Origin of the sequence: Rhizobium jaguaris, assembly GCF_003627755.1 — a bacterium.
Lineage (GTDB): Bacteria > Pseudomonadota > Alphaproteobacteria > Rhizobiales > Rhizobiaceae > Rhizobium > Rhizobium jaguaris.
In genome coordinates, this window is the sequence record NZ_CP032694.1 from 265,990 (window position 1) to 282,708 (window position 16,719).

Genomic DNA, 16,719 nt, shown 5'->3' on the forward strand with positions numbered 1-16,719 from the left:
ATCCATGTTGCCATGAAAAAAGGTGATCATCTCTTCCTCGTCGACGGCTCCGGTTTCATTTTCCGGGCCTTTCATGCCCTGCCGCCGCTGACGCGCAAATCGGATGGATTGCCGGTCGGCGCCGTCTCCGGTTTCTGCAACATGCTGTGGAAGTTGTTGACCTCGGCGCGCGATACGTCGGTTGGTGTTACGCCGACGCATTTTGCCGTCATCTTCGACTATTCCTCGAAGACTTTCCGCAAGGATATCTACAGCGCCTATAAGGCCAACCGGAGCGCACCGCCGGAAGAGCTGATCCCGCAATTCGGGCTGATCCGCGAGGCGACACGCGCCTTTAACCTGCCTTGCATCGAGACCGACGGCTTCGAGGCGGACGACATCATCGCCACCTACGCTCGCCAGGCCGAGGCGAACGGCGCGGACGTCACCATCATCTCTTCCGACAAGGATCTGATGCAGCTCGTCACTTCCATGGTCCACATGTATGACAGCATGAAGGACAAGCAGATCGGCATACCCGATGTCATCGAGAAGTGGGGCGTGCCACCGGAAAAGATGATCGATCTGCAGGCCATGACCGGCGATTCGATCGACAACGTGCCCGGCATTCCCGGCATCGGCCCGAAGACGGCGGCGCAGTTGCTGGAAGAGTTTGGCGATCTCGACACGCTGCTTGCCCGCGCCGGCGAGATCAAGCAGCAGAAGCGCCGCGAGAACATCGTCGCCAATGCCGAGCTGGCCCGCATTTCACGACAGTTGGTGACGCTGAGGACCGATGTGCCACTGGAGCTGTCACTCGACGCCTTGGTACTCGAACCACAGAACGGCCCGAAACTAATCGGCTTCCTAAAGGCGATGGAGTTCACTTCGCTGACGCGTCGCGTCGCCGATGCCTGCGATTGCGATGCGGCGGCGATCGAACCATCTGACGTCAAGGTCGAGTGGAGTGATACCGCCCATGGTCCTGACCTCGATGTCGGTGAAAATGTCGATCTCGTTGCCGGCAGCGTGGTCACGGCCGAAGGCGCCTCTGTTCCGGCGCCCGTCGTCAAGTCGCGCATGGCGTCTGAAAGTGCCGCCGAGCCAGCCGAACTCGCCAAGGCACGGGCCGCAAGCTTTGCCACCGCACCGATCGATCACTCGACCTATGTCACCATTCGCGATTTGGCCGTTCTGGACCAGTGGATCGCGGACGCCCGCGAAACCGGCATTGTCGCCTTCGATACGGAGACGACCTCGCTCGACGCGATGCAGGCCGAAATCGTCGGCTTTTCGCTCGCGATTGCCGATAACAGGAACGATCCTTCGGGTGCGATCATCCGCGCCGCCTATGTACCGCTCGGCCACAAGAACGGCGTCGGCGATCTGCTCGGCGGCGGGCTGGCGGATAATCAGGTCCCGCTGCGCGATGCCTTGCCGCGGCTGAAGGACTTGCTGGAAGATACCTCCATCCTCAAGATCGCGCAGAACCTGAAGTACGACTATCTGCTGATGAAGCGCTATGGCATCGAGCTCAAAGCCTTCGACGACACGATGCTGCTTTCCTATGTGCTGGATGGCGGCGCCAACGGCACGCACGGCATGGACAGCCTGTCGGAGCGCTGGCTCGGCCACAAGCCCATCGCTTACAAGGATGTCGCCGGCAGCGGTAAATCAAATGTCACCTTCGATCTCGTCGATATCGACCGGGCCACGGCCTATGCCGCCGAAGATGCGGATGTGACGCTGCGGCTCTGGCTGGTGCTGAAGCCGCGCCTGGCGGCGGAAAAGCTCACCAGCGTCTATGAGCGCCTGGAACGGCCGCTGGTGCCGGTTCTCGCTCATATGGAAGAACGCGGCATCACCATCGACCGGCAGATCCTGTCGCGCCTCTCCGGCGAGCTGGCGCAAGGCGCTGCCGCCCTGGAAGATGAAATTTACACGCTGGCCGGCGAGCGGTTCAACATCGGTTCGCCGAAACAGCTCGGCGATATTCTCTTTGGTAAGATGGGCCTTGCCGGCGGTAACAAAACCAAGACCGGGCAATGGTCGACCTCGGCGCAAGTGTTGGAAGACCTGGCGGCCGCCGGCTTCGAGCTGCCGCGCAAGATCGTCGACTGGCGCCAGCTCACCAAGCTGAAATCCACCTATACCGACGCGTTGCCGGGCTACGTCCACCCTGAGACCAAACGCGTCCATACCTCCTATTCGCTGGCCTCGACCACGACTGGGCGCCTGTCTTCCTCCGAGCCGAACCTGCAGAACATTCCGGTTCGCACGGCCGAAGGCCGCAAGATCCGGACGGCTTTCATCTCGACGCCGGGCCATAAGCTGATCTCGGCCGACTACAGCCAGATCGAACTACGTGTGCTGGCGCATGTCGCCAATATCCCGCAGCTCGAGCAAGCCTTCGCCGACGGCGTCGACATTCACGCCATGACGGCCTCGGAAATGTTTAGCGTGCCGATCGAGGGCATGCCGAGCGAAGTTCGCCGCCGCGCCAAAGCAATCAATTTCGGCATCATCTACGGCATTTCGGCCTTCGGCCTCGCCAACCAGCTTTCGATCGAGCGCTCCGAGGCGGGCGACTATATCAAGCGGTATTTCGAGCGTTTTCCCGGCATCCGTGACTATATGGAAAGCACCAAGGCAGCAGCGCGCGACAAGGGCTATGTCGAAACCATATTCGGCCGCCGAGTCCATTTTCCGGAAATCCGCTCCTCCAATCCGTCCGTGCGCGCCTTCAATGAACGTGCCTCGATCAATGCGCCGATCCAGGGTTCGGCGGCCGACGTCATCCGCCGCGCCATGATCAAAATGGAGCCGGCGCTTGCGGCCGCCGGCCTCGCCGATCGCGTGCGCATGCTGTTGCAGGTGCATGACGAACTGATCTTCGAAGTCGAAGACGCCGATGTAGAGCGCTCTACGCCGATCATCGTCTCGGTGATGGAAAATGCCGCCATGCCGGCGGTCGATATGTCCGTGCCGCTGAAGGTGGATGCCCGCGCCGCCAACAATTGGGATGAGGCGCACTAGGCGGCGGGTCGGAAACGGTCTATCCCGCCCTCCTGAGCTTGTCGAAGGGGCGGGCGGGAAAGCAATTTCTTACATTTAGCCGCAGGGCTAAGTGTTAGAAATTGCAAGGGCGGGGGTAGGCAGGGGCGCATCGAACCCCTGAATTAATTTGAACGAGGCACGGACCCCCGCTCTTGCAATTTCAATGGCTTAGAAATTGCGCTAGGCTTTTGAATGTGCGGTTACTCTTGTTGCGCAATCCCTAAGCCAGTGAAATTGCTTTCTCGCCCGCCAAGGGCGAGATAGGTCTTCGCGCATGCCGCGTCTTCTTCAGCTTCGAACGCTCACTTCCCGATCAGCTTTTCCAGCACGGAAATGATAGCGCGTTCGGCCTCTTCGAGCGTGCCGCTATTGTCGATATCGGCGACGTCGTAGTTGCCCTGAACGGTCAGCGAGCTTCGTTCCAACCGCTTCAAAACGTCTTCGCGGCTCTCGCGCCCGCGCGCCATCAGCCGCTCGGCAAGTACCTCGCGCCGCGCCGTAATATTGATGACTTTCAGCCGCGGAAATGCGGTCTGGAAGTGATGTAACGCCGAGCGCGAGCCATTGGCAATGACCAGATTTCCCTGTGCAAGCTCACGAGCGACATCGGCCGGGATGCCATATTTCAGCCCATGTGCTTCCCAGGAGACGACAAAGGCGCCGGCATGCTGCATAGCGTCGAAATCGGCGTCCGAGACGGCTTTGTGATCCTCGTTGCCGGCATCCCCCTCGCGCGTGATGACGCGGCGAACGAAATGGACATCCGGCCGGCCAGCGAAGTGCCGGGCGGCAAGGTTCATCAACGTATCCTTGCCGGCACCGCTAGGGCCAACCACGACGGCCATGGTACCGACCGTATCGACCGCCAAATTCTTAGCCGGCTCGATTTTGGTGTCGAGTGTCATGCGACACGCCGTCCTTCCCGCCACACTGAACGCGTCACCGGCACGCCGTGATCGCGGCGAACGCGTACGAGATCGGCGCGCAAACCTTCGGCGATGCGGCCGCGGTCGTCCAAGCTGACCGTCTTCGCAGGCGTTGCCGTCACCATGGCGATGGCTTGGGGCAGCGAAATGCCCTCGACCTCGTCGGCAAGGATGAAGGGCGCATGCAGCAGGCTGAGCGGTACATAGTCCGAAGACAGCACATCGAGCACGCCGAGGTTGGCAAGATCGCGGGCAGCGATATTGCCGGAATGCGACTTGCCGCGCACGATGTTCGGCGCGCCCATCAACACGCTCATGCCGGCGCCGTGCGAAGCCTTGGCGGCGTCGATGCTGGTCGGGAATTCCGCCAGCCGAACGCCATAGGCAACAGCCTCGTCGACATGGGCGAGCGTGGCGTCGTCATGGCTGGCGATGGTAATGCCGCGTTCGGCGCAGACCTTCGAGATGGCGTCGCGGTGCGGTGTCGCGTATTTGGCCGATTCTTCCTGTCGCTTGGCGACGAAACGGGCGAAGGCCTCGTCGCTCAAGCCGCGCTTCTTCTGATAATAAAAGATATATTGATCCATGGTCTGGAACTGGCGCTGGCCCGGCGCATGGTCCATCAGCGAGACCAGGCGGACGTAAGGATCCTTTTCAAAATCCTGGAAGTGATCGAGAACGTTGTCGGAGGAGACTTCGCAGCGGAGATGGATCAAGTGATCGGCGCGCAGGCGATCTTCACGCTGAGCCGCCTGGATGGCGTCGGCCATGTCGCGCATCTCGCCCTTTTCGAAGCCGCCATCTTCGTCCGAACCCATGCGCAGGCAGTCGAATACGGTGGTGATGCCTGAGGTGACAATCTGGGCGTCGTGCGCCTGGATGGCAGCGGTCTTGTTCCAGCGGACGCCCGGACGCGGAGAATAATGCGCTTCCAGATGGTCGGTATGCAGCTCGACCAGACCGGGGATCAGATAGTCGCCCTCGAAATCCTCGCCGATGGCGGACTTGCCTTCGGAAATGCCGGCAATGCGACCGTCACGGATCAGCACGGAGCCTTCGACAATCTTATCTTCGAGGACGATGCGGGCGTTGGAGAGGACGGTTTCTTTGGTCATGTCATGTCTTTCAGCTTTGGGCGCCGGCGAGCGGCAGCCAGGAACGGACGGTAAAGGGCGCACCACGCTCTTCCTCGACGAAAATGGCAAGGCCCGAAATGGCGAGCGGTTTGCCGATATGCGCCGAGAAACGGTCACGCAGCAGGTCATGGATGCCGGCTTGTCGCTCTGTCGTGACCCTGCCTGTCAGTGTCATGTGGAAGCGGAATTCGTCCAGCACATAAGGATAGCCCCAGCGCAACAGGTTTGCACGTTGCGGCTCGGTCAATCCTTCCGGCTTGCGCCGTGCAATATCATGATCGGAAAGGGCAGCGCGGAATGGCTCGAAGGTCTTCACCACCTGTGCAGCGAAGTCCTGCAGCGGCTGATAGATCTTCGCCGGAACGAGAGCGAAGAAATGGCCGAGCTGACCAAGCACGAGTTCCGGAATCGCAAAGGCCGGCGTGCGCGCGGCAAAATCGGCGGCCACGTCCAGAAGGTCGCGCTCGGTGACCGAGGTAGCGAGCTCGAAGGGCGCCTTCAGCGTGGCGTGAAATCCGTAACGGCTCGGCTCGGCAATGATCTCGGCATGGTCCTCCGGCACAAAGCCGATGGCCTTGTCGGAAAAAATCTCACCTGAAAAAGCGTCGCGACCGAGCCAGCGGGCGGCAAGCGCCGTCAAAGGATCGGCTTTCGGCGGTGTAAAATAGAGAGCGTAGCGCAAGGCTGTATTCCTTGGAAAAATCGGCTGCGCCAAACATTGTTCGGTGATTTGGCGGCAAGCCGCAAGTGTCGCGAGACAGAGTCGAATCGAATCCGGCTAAGTCCGACGTAACCGATCCTGTCCTGCCCGGGCCTGCGCTAACGGATTCCCGTGACAAAATGATGATGCGATATGCTTTTCCGCCGTCTTTTTATCTGTGCTGCGTGCCCATCAAGCGCGAGCGCAGTGCGTTGGATGCGGTGTCGAACAGGAAGACGACGATCAGGATCAGCAGCACCATGTAGGCGACGTTTTCCCAATTGGCGTTGGTACGCATGGCTTCCCAAAGTTTCAGGCCGATGCCGCCGGCGCCGACCGCGCCGATGATAGTGGCGCCGCGCACGTTCGATTCCCATTGGTAAAGCGTCTGGCTGACGATGACGGGAACGATCTGCGGCATGATGCCGTAGCGATGCACGAGGACCGTCGAGGAGCCGGTGGACTTGACGCCTTCGCGCGGCTTGTTGTCGATGTTCTCCAGCCCTTCTGAGTAGAGCTTGCCGAGCGTGCCGGTCTCCGTGAGAAAGATCGCGCCGCTGCCGGCGAGCGGGCCGGGGCCGAAGGCGCGGGTCAGGAACAACGCCCAGATCAGCATGTCGACCGAACGCAGGAAGTCGAAAAAGCGCTTCAATATCTGATTGAGCAGCCGGTTCGGTGTGATGTTGCGCGCCGCCATGAAGGCCAGCGGAAAGGCTGCGAGCGAACCGAGCAGCGTGCCGAGGAAAGCCATCACGATGGTTTGGAACAGCTTGGTCAGCACATCGCCGTGCTGCCAGGCCGTGTTGTTCCAGAAATTGTCGAAGGCGAGCGACAGGTTGGATTCGTTCGGCTTAAGCCGCGGGCCGGCGACGATCAGGCTGACGACTTCGCTCGCTGGCTTGTCGAAGAAGGGCGATTGCGTGTCGAAGATGAAGTTGGCCCAGCCGAGGAAGCGCTTGCGGATCTTCACGCGGCCACTGGAAATGCTGACGTCGCCGGCAAAGCCCATATTGGCGAGGATGTTGTCGTCATAGACCGTAATCCAGGACGGTGTTGGCTCCGAGCCGAGAACCTTCGGCGAATCGCCCGTGATATCGATCGGAACGGTGACGCCATGTGCCGTCAGGATCGCCTGTGTCTTCGTAATCGTCACGGTGCGGCTGGTGCCGCTGACCGATACGGTCAGGCTGCCGTCAGGATTGTTCGTCACCCAATCCGGATGCGGATCGTCGCCGAGCGGCGAAAAACGCGGATATTTGATGCTGATCTTGTCGCCGGAAATGCGGAATTCCGGCTGCACGTCGTAGCTGATCCACTGGCTCAAATAGATGCCTACACGCTCCCAATGGGCTTCCGCGATGACCTTCGGCAGGTCAAAGAACCAGACGGCGTAGACGCCGTAGACGATCACGCCGATGAAGATCATCAGCGCGCCGAAACGTTGGCGGAATGATCGGTGCAGGATTTCCGGGTAGCGGGCTTCGATATCTTGCATGCGGCTGGCGTCGATGACGGACATGGCCCACCTCAATGTTGCAGAAGGAAGGCATGTTCGCCGACGAGACGGCGACGGAGCCATGCGGAAAATTGGTCGACGGCGATGATCGTCACGAAAAGCAGCAGCACGAGAGCCACTGTCTTGGCGCCGAAGCCGCGCGAGATCGAAAGCTTCAGCTCCTCACCGATACCGCCGCCGCCGACAGCGCCGATGATGGTCGAGGCGCGGACATTGATTTCCAGGCGCAGCAACGCATAGGACATGAAGTTCGGCAGCACTTGCGGCAGAGCGGCGAAGCGAACGCGCTCCGTCCAGCTTGCGCCGACTGCCTTCATGCCTTCGTCGGGTTTCATGTCGATATTCTCGACCACTTCGTAGAAGAGCTTGCCGAGCGCACCGATCGTGTGCAGGCCGACGGCGATAATGGCGGCGATCGGGCCGATCGACAGAATCGCCGAAAACAAGCCGGCAATGACGATCTCCGGGAAGGCGCGCAACAGTTCCATGAAGCGTTTCGTCACAAGACGCACCGGATGCGACGGCGACATGTTGCGCGCGGCAAAGAAGCTGAGGGGCAGGGCGACGACGAAGCCAATGATGGTGGAAACCAGCGCCACATTGATCGTGATGATCATCAGCTCGAAATATTCGGGAATATAGAAATCGCCCCAGACATAGACGCGGCCTTTCGGAAAATTGAATTCCTCGCCGCCGACGCCGTTTGCGCCGTTGGGGCTCGGCAGGTCGAAGAGCGCGCGATAGACGTCGGCCCAATCCTTAGGGATGAGCCAGCTCAGGAAATCGAAAAGATGCGGCAGGCGGTCGAAGAAATGGCCGGCATTGCTCTCGTCGGCAAAGCGGACGGAGCTGACGAAGGCGATGATCAATATCAGCAGGCCGATGCCGGTATAGAGGCGGCGGCGCGCCACCATCCTGCTCCAGGCGTCACCGATATCCTTCGCGCTCTGAGGGGCGCTTTGCATCTGCGGCTGAGTATCGGCAATCGTCATGAATGTCCTGCCCTTGTGATAGCAAAAGGGCGGCCGTCGCCGGCCGCCCTGCAGTCTGGATAGGGATCAGCCGCCGATGGCAGCCCTACGAACGTCGATAACGGCGTTGTAGAAGTCCGGGGTAACCTTGACGTAGCCCTTGAAGTCGCCGCCTTCGATTGCCGAGAAGCACTTGGCGTCGGTGGTCGGGAGCTTCAGGAAGAAGTCGGTCAGCTTGGCCTGCCATTCGGTGCCGAGAGCGTTGCGAACGACGAGCGGGCCGTTCGGGATCAGCGGCGAACGCCATACTTCGACGAGCTTGTTCGGGTCAACGGCGCCCTTATCGACTTCCTTGCGGAAGGTACCGGAGGTGAAGCCGTCCTTGAAATCGCCGAGGCCCGAAGAGTCGTCAACGGCAACGTCGACCTTACCGTCATAGGCGGCAAGCAGGTTGTTCTCGTGACCGCCGTTGAACTGGGTCGAAGCGAAGAACTTGTCGTTCGGCATGCCGGTGGTCTTCGGAATCTGCGTCAGCGGAACGAGGTAGCCAGACGTGGAGTCCGGATCGGCGTAGCCGAGTTTCTTGCCCTTGGCGTCGGTAATCGTCTTGATGCCGGAAGACTTGAGAGCGAGGCCGATCGAGTAGTAGCCGGTCGAACCATCGGTCTGCTGCGTCGTCAGGATCGGGGTAACGGCCTTCGGGTCCTTGATGACGGTGCCTGCGTAGCCGGAAGCGCCGAGTTCGGCGAAGTCGAGCGTGCCGCCGAGGAGGCCCTGGATAACGCCGTCATAGTCGGCAGCCGGGAACAGCGAAACCTTTTCGAAACCGAAGGTTTCCTTCAGGTGGTCGGCGAGGCAAGCGTAGTTGCGCAGGCGGTCAGCTTCGTTTTCGCCACCGAGAATACCAACGCGGAATTCCTTGATGTCCTGAGCGGCAGCGCCGCCAGCGAGCGCGAGAAGCGCCGTGGCTGCAAGAAGGGTCTTCTTCAACATGGGTTCGTCTCCTGATTAACCGGTGTCCCCGGATGTCTTCGGTCTAAAAGAAATACGCCCTTGACGCGGGCCTTCGATCGCGGCCGGACTCCCTCAGAGTCCGGCCAGTGCCAGCGGTTGCGGGCCGGCAGATGCGTTTGCCGCGGCTTGCGCGGACGGATCGGAAAGATTGATGGCGGTCGACGTCATCGTCTCGTCGACACCGGCACCGTCCTTGTCGGTGCCGTAGATTTCCTTGACGGCCTCGGCCGTCAGTTCCGCCGGCTTGCCGTCGAAGACGACGCGGCCGGCCGCCATGCCAATGATACGTTCGCAATAGTTGCGCGCCGTATCCAGCGTGTGCAGGTTGGTGATGACGGTGATGCCCTCGCGCTCATTGATGTCGCGCAGCGCATCCATCACGATCTTTGCGTTCAGCGGATCGAGCGAGGCGATCGGTTCGTCGGCGAGCATCATCTTCGGCTGCTGCATCAGGGCCCGGGCGATGGCAACGCGCTGCTGCTGGCCGCCCGACAGCGTGCCGGCCATCTGCAATGCGGTCTGCTCGATGCCGAGGCGTTCGAGCGCGGCGATGGCTTCGATGCGCTCCTCACGGCTGAAGATGGAAAGCAGGCTCAGCGTGGTCGAGCGTTGGTTCAAGCGGCCGAGCATGACGTTGGTGAGCACGTCGAGGCGCGGAACCAGATTGAACTGCTGAAAGATCATGGCGCAATCGCGCTGCCAATTGCGCAGTGCCCGGCCGCGCAGTTTGGAAACTTCGGTGCCGGCAAAATGGATCGAGCCTGAGCTCGGATCCGCGAGACGGTTGATCATGCGCAGCAGCGTGGACTTGCCGGCGCCCGAGCGGCCGATGACGCCGACCATCTGTCCCTGCGGAATGTCCAGCGTCACGGAATCGACAGCGAGCTTGTTTCCGAAACGGCGCGAGACATTCTTCAGCTCGAACATGAGGCCTTCCCTTTCACGGCTGGCTGGATCCGCTGCAAACGTTGACATCGGCGCTGCGGAACCACTTGGACAGGCGCATGATCCTTCGCTTCGAAGAGGCCTTCGAGGCGGTCATGCGCTGAGCATAGGCAACGCATTAGTCCCCGTTCATGAAGCTCCGATGTCAGATTTATGTAACTGCTGTTACAATCCACCGCGTTTAGCGCTTGTCGTAACGGCAACGCAAAAGCCCGAAAATCGTGGAGGATTTTCGGGCTTCAAGGCAGATTTGAGCGGTGATTGCGCTTGGTTCGCGCAGAGGCGTCAGGCACCGTAGCGGATGAGAAATTCCTCCGCGGAAAGAGCGCGGAAATCGGCGAGCGCAGTGCGCAGGGCGGCATGATCCCAATCCCACCAGGCAAGCTTGTCCATGCGCTCGCCGACAGCTTCGGTGAAGCGCTGGCGGATGAGCTTAGCCGGCACGCCGCCGACGATCGTATAGGGGGCGACATCCTTGGAGACGACCGCGCCGGCGCCAATGACTGCGCCGTTGCCGACGGTGACGCCCGGCAGGATGGTGGCGCCGTGGCCGATCCAGACGTCGTTGCCAATGGTGACACGGTGGTCACGCCGCCAAGTGAAGAAATCCGCCTCCATATCGGCATCCGGCCAATAGTCGGCGGCGCGATAGGTGAAGTGATGCAGCGTCGCGCGCCAGGTCGGATGGTTGGTGGCGTTGATGCGTACGGCCGCGGCAATGTTGACGAACTTGCCGATCGTCGCGCACCAGACGGCGCCGTCCTGCATGATATAGGAATAGTCGCCGATCTCGGCTTCATCGATGCGGCAGCGGTCGGAGACTTCCGTATAGCGGCCGAGCGTCGAGCTCTTGACGGTCGCGGTCGGGCTGATGAAGGGCGTTTCGCCCAATTGACGGCTCATGCGGCGGACTTTCTGGGTGAGAATTGCGAGACATCGAGAATGCGGCTGCCGACAGCCTCACGCACTTCCTCGTCATGGAAGATGCCGAGCAGGGCGACGCCAGCCTTTTTCTTCCCTTCGATCATGTCGACCACGACGGCGCGGTTCTTGGCATCGAGAGAAGCGGTCGGCTCGTCGAGCAGCAAAATGGCGTGATCGGTGATGAAGCCGCGGGCGATATTGACGCGCTGCTGCTCACCGCCAGAGAAGGTGGCGGGCGGCAATTGCCAAAGTTCTTCCGGCAGGTTGAGCTGCGTCAGCAAGCCGGCCGCCTTTGCGCGGGCGGTATCGGCGCTTTCGCCGCGCGCCAAGAGCGGTTCGGCAACGACATCGATGGCCGCAACGCGCGGCACGGTGCGCAGAAACTGGCTGACATAGCCCATGGTATGGCGGCGAACTTCCAGTACGGTGCGCGGATCGGCGGCGGCGAGATCGACGATCCTGTCCTTGTGCATCACCAGGATCTGGCCGCTATCTACGGCATAATTGCCGTAGATCATCTTCAGAAGCGAGCTTTTGCCGATGCCGGAAGGGCCCCCGAGAACGACGCATTCGCCCGATGCGACCGAGAAGGAGACATCGGCGACGACCGGCAGGCGGATGCCGTCGCGCAGGTGCATGGTGAAGCTTTTGAAGACTTCGGAAACGACGAGGGGAGTTGCCATGGCTTTAAACCTGCAGGATCGAGGAGACGAGCAGTTGCGTATAGGGCTCGCGAGGATCGTCGAGCACGCGGTCGGTGAGACCGTGCTCAATCACCACCCCGTCCTTCATCACCATCATGCGGTGGGACAGCAGACGGGCGACGGCGAGGTCGTGCGTAACGATGATCGCCGACAGGCCGAGATCGTTGACGAGACCGCGTACGAGATCAAGCAGGCGGGCCTGGACCGACACGTCGAGACCGCCGGTCGGCTCGTCCATGAACACCAGCCGCGGGCCGGTGACCAGATTGCGGGCAATCTGCAGGCGCTGGCGCATGCCGCCTGAGAAGGCGCGCGGCTGATCGTCGATACGGTCGGCGTCGATTTCCACGCGTTCCAGCCAGTCGATGGCTGTATTGCGGATATTGCCGTAATGCCGGTTGCCGATCGCCATCAGCCGCTCGCCGACGTTGGCGCCGGCCGAGACCGTCATGCGCAGGCCGTCGGCTGGGTTCTGATGGACGAAGCCCCAGTCGGTGCGCATCAGGAAGCGCCGCTCGGCCTCATTCATGCGGAAGAGCTCGCGATAGGTCTCGTCGCGCATGTGGTATTCGACGCTGCCGGTGGTCGGCAGCAGCCGGGTCGAGATGCAGTTGAGCAGCGTCGTCTTGCCGGAACCGGATTCGCCGACGATAGCCAGCACTTCGCCGGGCCAGAGGTCGAAGGTCACGTTGCGGCATCCAATGCGGCTGCCGTAAAATTTCGAGATATCCTTGACCTTGAGAAGTGGCGTGTCGCTCATTCGGCGGCCTCCTGGTTGGGTGCCAGCATTGTGCCCACATGGCCATGAGCGCGGCGATCCTCGCAGAAATCGGTGTCGGAGCAGACGAACATCCGCCCACCCTTGTCGTCGAGGATCACTTCGTCCAGATAGACCTGCTCGGCGCCGCAAAGCGCACAGGGCTTGTCGAAACGCTGCACTTCGAAGGGATGGTCCTCGAAATCGAGGCTGACCACTTCCGTATGCGGCGGCACGGCATAAATGCGCTTCTCGCGGCCGGCGCCGAAAAGCTGCAGCGCATCCGACATGTGCATTTTCGGATTGTCGAATTTCGGCGTAGGCGACGGGTCCATCACATAGCGGCCGGAGACCTTGACCGGATAGGCGTAGGTGGTGGCGATGCGGCCGTTGCGGGCGATATCCTCGTAGAGCTTCACATGCATGAGGCCGTATTCTTCGAGCGCATGCATTTTGCGGGTCTCGGTCTCGCGCGGTTCCAGGAAGCGCAGGGGTTCCGGGATCGGCACCTGGTAGACCAGCACCTGGTTGGGGCCGAGCTTGGCTTCGGGAATGCGGTGGCGCGTCTGGATGATGGTCGCTTCGTCCGTCCGGGTGGTAACGGCGACACTGGCCACTTTCTGGAAGAAGGCGCGGATGGACACGGCGTTGGTGGTGTCGTCGGCGCCTTGATCGATGACCTTCAGGACATCATCAGGTCCGATGATCGCGGCCGTCAGCTGCACGCCGCCGGTGCCCCAGCCATAGGGCATAGGCATTTCGCGCGAGGCGAAGGGGACCTGATAGCCGGGAATGGCGATCGCCTTCAGGATGGCGCGTCGGATCATCCGCTTGGTCTGTTCGTCGAGATAGGCGAAGTTGTAGGTAGCGAGTTCGGTCATTCGGCAGCCTCCGTCATCGGGTCCTTGCCTGCGTTCTGTGCATTTTCGAAATCGCGGCGCATGCGGCGCACCAGGTCGAGTTCCGCCTGGAAGTCGACATAGTGCGGTAGCTTCAGGTGTTCGACGAAGCCGGTCGCTTGCACATTGTCGGAATGGGAGATGACGAATTCCTCGTCCTGGGCGGGCGCGACGATATCCTCGCCGAGTTCCTCAGCCCGGAGCGCCCGGTCGACCAGTGACATCGCCATGGCCTTGCGTTCGCTCTGGCCGAAAACCAGGCCGTAGCCGCGGGTAAACTGCGGCGGCGCCTTGGCCGAGCCCTTGAACTGGTTGACCATCTGGCATTCGGTCACCTGAATCGAGCCGAGCGAGACGGCAAAGCCGAGTTCCGGCACATCGAGTTCCACCTCCACTTCGCCGATGCGGATTTCGCCGGTGAAGGGATGCGTGCGGCCATAGCCGCGCTGAGTCGAATAGCCGAGCGCCAACAGAAAACCTTCGTCGCCGCGAGCCAGCGCCTGCAGGCGCAGATCGCGGGTCATCGGGAATTCCATCGGCTCGCGCGTCAGGTCGCCGGTTTCGTGGTCGATCGGCATCTCGCCGTCGCCTTCGATCAGCCCTTCCTGGCTCAGAATTTCGGAGACGCGCATCATGCGGCCCTCTTCCGCCGGCCGCTGCATCGGCTCGTCCACCGGCGTATCGGTGAGCAAGTCTGGATCGAGCAGACGGTGGGTATAATCGAAAGTGGGGCCGAGAAGCTGGCCGCCGGCAGGTCCTTATAGGTGGCGGAGATGCGGCGTTCGATCTTCATCGCCGACGTATCCAGCGGCCGGGAATAGCCGAAGCGCGGCAGCGTCGTGCGGTAGGCGCGCAGCAGGAATATCGCTTCGATCATGTCGCCGCGCGCCTGGCGAACGGCAAGTGCGGCCAGCGTGCGGTCATAAAGTGAGGCTTCGGCCATGACGCGGTCGACGGCGAGCGCCAGCTGCGCGACGATCTGGTCGATGCCGAGCGCCGGCAGCGAACGATCGCCGCGGCGACGATCGGCGAGCAGCCTGTGGGCATTGGCGATGGCGGCTTCGCCGCCTTTAACGGCAACATACATGCGTCACATCTCCGTCACGATGATCTTGGTGGTGCGCGGCAGGCAAAGGAATTGCCGTCCCGCCGTCAGAATGAGATCGACGCCGCGCGGGAAAAGAGCGCGGTTGTCGTTCCAGATACGCAAGAATGTATCCGGCAGACCGATCGGAGCGATCATGCGGATATCGGCAATGCCGGGGCCTGAGAGCGCCAGTTCCTTGCCGCCTTCGAGGGCTGCGATTTCCAATACCAATGTCGTCGAGCGGTCGGGATATTCCTGCGTGCCGACGGCAAACTGGTTGAGCGAAGCGAGCGCTATGCCGGCTTCGATGAAGGCGAAGCGCGCTTCGATCTTTTCCGATGTCACGGCTGCGCCGGTATGAAAACTCAGCCATTCCGGCATGGTCGATCTGCCGAGACCGGCCGACAGCCAGACCGGCGTATCATGATCGCAAAGCGTGAGGCCGATCGCGCCGGCGGCGATGTCGAGTGGGGCAGGCGGGGCGATGTCCGAGTTGACCGTCTGGATGGTTCCGGGCCGCGCCATCGCGTCCATCATCATTTTGAAGACACTCTGCGCGTCGAATACCGGATCGGCGAACCCGCCGGTCAGCGCATCGTTGCCGGGGATCGTGGGGCTAATGGAAAGGCTCATTGATCTTCTCCGCGGACCATGGTGAAAAAATCGACGCGGGTGGCCGCCGTTTCCTCAGCTCGTTTGCGGTCGTATTCGGCAATCCGATCAGTGACCGGCAGCAGGATCGCTTTCTCGACGAATTCTTTGGTGGCGGGTTGGTGCCAGAGCGCATCGAAGATCGCCGCGAGGCGTACCTTTTCGCGATCGGTGCCGAGCGCATGCGCATGGCCAACCGCACCGGAGGCAAGCTTGACGGTGGCGCGCGTCACCGTAACCTCGCCGAGATTGAAGGGCGAACCGCCGCCACCGATGCGCCCGCGCACCATCACGAGCCCGGTTTCCGGCCCGCGTACCGGCTGAACTGCCGGCTTGTCGGGCAGTACTTCCCAGGCCGCGTCTAGCTCGTCGCGTTCGGCCCGCGCCAAAAGATCGGCGGCGCGCTTGCGTTCCCGACGCTCTTGCGCCGCCGCCTCTTGCCTCTGTGCTGAATTCATCGCGTCATCCTCAAAATGTCTATTGATATAGACAACCATACAAGGTAGATTTATATCTATTAGCGAGACATGACAAGCGTGTGACACAGCAAGCGGGCAATATGGCGGGGCAGAAAGTACAAAGGCAGACGGGCGTGGCGCTCTGGCGACAGATCGCCGACCGGATTCGCACTTCGATCAATCACGGCGATTTCGACGACACAGGCATGGTGCCGCCGGAAACGGTGCTGGCCCTGCAGTTCGGGGTCAACAGGCATACGATACGAAGCGCGCTTGCGGCACTGGCACAGGAAGGGATCGTCAGGGCCGTGCAGGGGCGCGGAACGTTGATCGAGCGCAAGGAGCGTCTGAGCTTCCCGATTTCGAAGCGGACGCGATTTTCGCAGGGCATTGGCGATCAGGTACGCGAGACCCGCAGTGTCCTGCTTGCCACCAGCGAGGAGCCTGCGAGTACGGAATTGGCCCGACAACTCAGGACCAAGACCGGCACGCGACTGGTCCGCCTGGAAACGCTCGGTCAGGCGGATCACCGTCCGGTTTCGCGCGCCACAAGCTGGTTTCCGGCGGATCGCTTTGGCGCTATTGCCGAAGTTTATCGAACGACCGGATCGATCACCAAGGCATTTCGCGAGCTTGGCGTGCCGGATTATGTGCGCGTCGTCACCGAGATCACCGCGACGCATGCGGACGAAGGCGATCTGGCCGACCTGCAGCTATCTCCAGGCGCCATCGTCCTGATCACGCAGGCGCTGAATACCGATCTTGATAATGTTCCGGTGCAATATTCAATCTCGCGCTTCGCCGCCGACAGGGTGCGCTTTACGATCGAGAATTGAGGGTGGGGCTCGGCCTCTCCGGCCTCCTGAGCTTGTCGAAGGGCGGCCACCTTCTCCCCGTTTTGACGGGGAGAAGGTGATGGGCGCCCCCACAGCCTTCCCTCTATTAATTTGCCGAGACGAAGGTACGAAGGTCGTCCCCTCTCCCCGTCAAAACGG

The 16,719-nt window shown here is 61.4% G+C and carries 15 protein-coding genes and 1 pseudogene; 2 read left to right on the forward strand and 14 right to left on the reverse strand.

What is annotated here, in order from left to right; translation table 11 throughout:
• The first annotated feature begins 12 nt into the window (after positions 1-12).
• Positions 13-3,015, forward strand: a complete 3,003-nt coding sequence (gene polA, locus CCGE525_RS01245; protein ID WP_120702693.1) for a DNA polymerase I — start codon at positions 13-15, stop codon at positions 3,013-3,015.
• Between the two features lie 323 nt (positions 3,016-3,338).
• Here the strand turns inward: polA and phnN are convergent, their stop codons facing one another.
• From phnN to phnG, 14 genes and pseudogenes are all read right to left on the reverse strand, one after another.
• Complete coding sequence (gene phnN, locus CCGE525_RS01250; RefSeq protein ID WP_120702694.1) at positions 3,339-3,941, reverse strand: phosphonate metabolism protein/1,5-bisphosphokinase (PRPP-forming) PhnN; 603 nt, start codon at positions 3,939-3,941, stop codon at positions 3,339-3,341.
• Complete coding sequence (locus tag CCGE525_RS01255; protein ID WP_120702695.1) at positions 3,938-5,077, reverse strand: alpha-D-ribose 1-methylphosphonate 5-triphosphate diphosphatase; 1,140 nt, start codon at positions 5,075-5,077, stop codon at positions 3,938-3,940. The genes phnN and CCGE525_RS01255 overlap by 4 nt, the downstream gene beginning before the upstream one ends.
• Before the next feature lie 10 nt (positions 5,078-5,087).
• Complete coding sequence (locus CCGE525_RS01260) at positions 5,088-5,780, reverse strand: DUF1045 domain-containing protein (protein WP_120702696.1); 693 nt, start codon at positions 5,778-5,780, stop codon at positions 5,088-5,090.
• A gap of 190 nt (positions 5,781-5,970) precedes the next feature.
• Positions 5,971-7,317, reverse strand: coding sequence for a phosphonate ABC transporter, permease protein PhnE (phnE, locus tag CCGE525_RS01265; protein WP_120702697.1), 1,347 nt, complete (start codon positions 7,315-7,317; stop codon positions 5,971-5,973).
• Between the two features lie 8 nt (positions 7,318-7,325).
• Positions 7,326-8,306 carry a phosphonate ABC transporter, permease protein PhnE gene (gene phnE, locus CCGE525_RS01270; protein WP_120702698.1) on the reverse strand — a complete coding sequence of 327 codons (981 nt, stop codon included), beginning with the start codon at positions 8,304-8,306 and terminating at the stop codon, positions 7,326-7,328.
• A gap of 66 nt (positions 8,307-8,372) precedes the next feature.
• Positions 8,373-9,278: a phosphonate ABC transporter substrate-binding protein gene (phnD, locus tag CCGE525_RS01275; protein WP_120702699.1), complete on the reverse strand. Its 906-nt coding sequence runs from the start codon at positions 9,276-9,278 to the stop codon at positions 8,373-8,375.
• 93 nt (positions 9,279-9,371) lie between these two features.
• Entirely contained in the window at positions 9,372-10,226 is an 855-nt protein-coding gene (gene phnC, locus CCGE525_RS01280; RefSeq protein ID WP_120702700.1) for a phosphonate ABC transporter ATP-binding protein, read from the reverse strand.
• Between the two features lie 303 nt (positions 10,227-10,529).
• Positions 10,530-11,147: a DapH/DapD/GlmU-related protein gene (locus CCGE525_RS01285; protein WP_120702701.1), complete on the reverse strand. Its 618-nt coding sequence runs from the start codon at positions 11,145-11,147 to the stop codon at positions 10,530-10,532.
• A complete protein-coding gene (phnL, locus tag CCGE525_RS01290; RefSeq protein ID WP_120702702.1) occupies positions 11,144-11,851 on the reverse strand; it encodes a phosphonate C-P lyase system protein PhnL in 708 nt (235 codons plus the stop codon). The genes CCGE525_RS01285 and phnL overlap by 4 nt, the downstream gene beginning before the upstream one ends.
• Before the next feature lie 4 nt (positions 11,852-11,855).
• Positions 11,856-12,632, reverse strand: a complete 777-nt coding sequence (phnK, locus tag CCGE525_RS01295; protein WP_120702703.1) for a phosphonate C-P lyase system protein PhnK — start codon at positions 12,630-12,632, stop codon at positions 11,856-11,858.
• On the reverse strand, positions 12,629-13,510 hold the full coding sequence (locus CCGE525_RS01300; protein ID WP_120702704.1) for an alpha-D-ribose 1-methylphosphonate 5-phosphate C-P-lyase PhnJ: 882 nt from the start codon (positions 13,508-13,510) through the stop codon (positions 12,629-12,631). Before CCGE525_RS01300 ends, phnK begins: the two co-directional genes overlap by 4 nt.
• A pseudogene (locus tag CCGE525_RS01305) lies at positions 13,507-14,615 on the reverse strand (carbon-phosphorus lyase complex subunit). The gene CCGE525_RS01300 and the pseudogene CCGE525_RS01305 overlap by 4 nt, the downstream one beginning before the upstream one ends.
• Before the next feature lie 3 nt (positions 14,616-14,618).
• On the reverse strand, positions 14,619-15,248 hold the full coding sequence (gene phnH, locus CCGE525_RS01310; protein WP_120702705.1) for a phosphonate C-P lyase system protein PhnH: 630 nt from the start codon (positions 15,246-15,248) through the stop codon (positions 14,619-14,621).
• Positions 15,245-15,724, reverse strand: coding sequence for a phosphonate C-P lyase system protein PhnG (gene phnG / locus CCGE525_RS01315; RefSeq protein ID WP_120702706.1), 480 nt, complete (start codon positions 15,722-15,724; stop codon positions 15,245-15,247). The genes phnH and phnG overlap by 4 nt, the downstream gene beginning before the upstream one ends.
• Before the next feature lie 101 nt (positions 15,725-15,825).
• On the opposite strand from phnG, the gene phnF reads away from it, so the two are divergent.
• A complete protein-coding gene (gene phnF, locus CCGE525_RS01320; protein WP_120702707.1) occupies positions 15,826-16,560 on the forward strand; it encodes a phosphonate metabolism transcriptional regulator PhnF in 735 nt (244 codons plus the stop codon).
• Positions 16,561-16,719 lie beyond the last annotated feature (159 nt).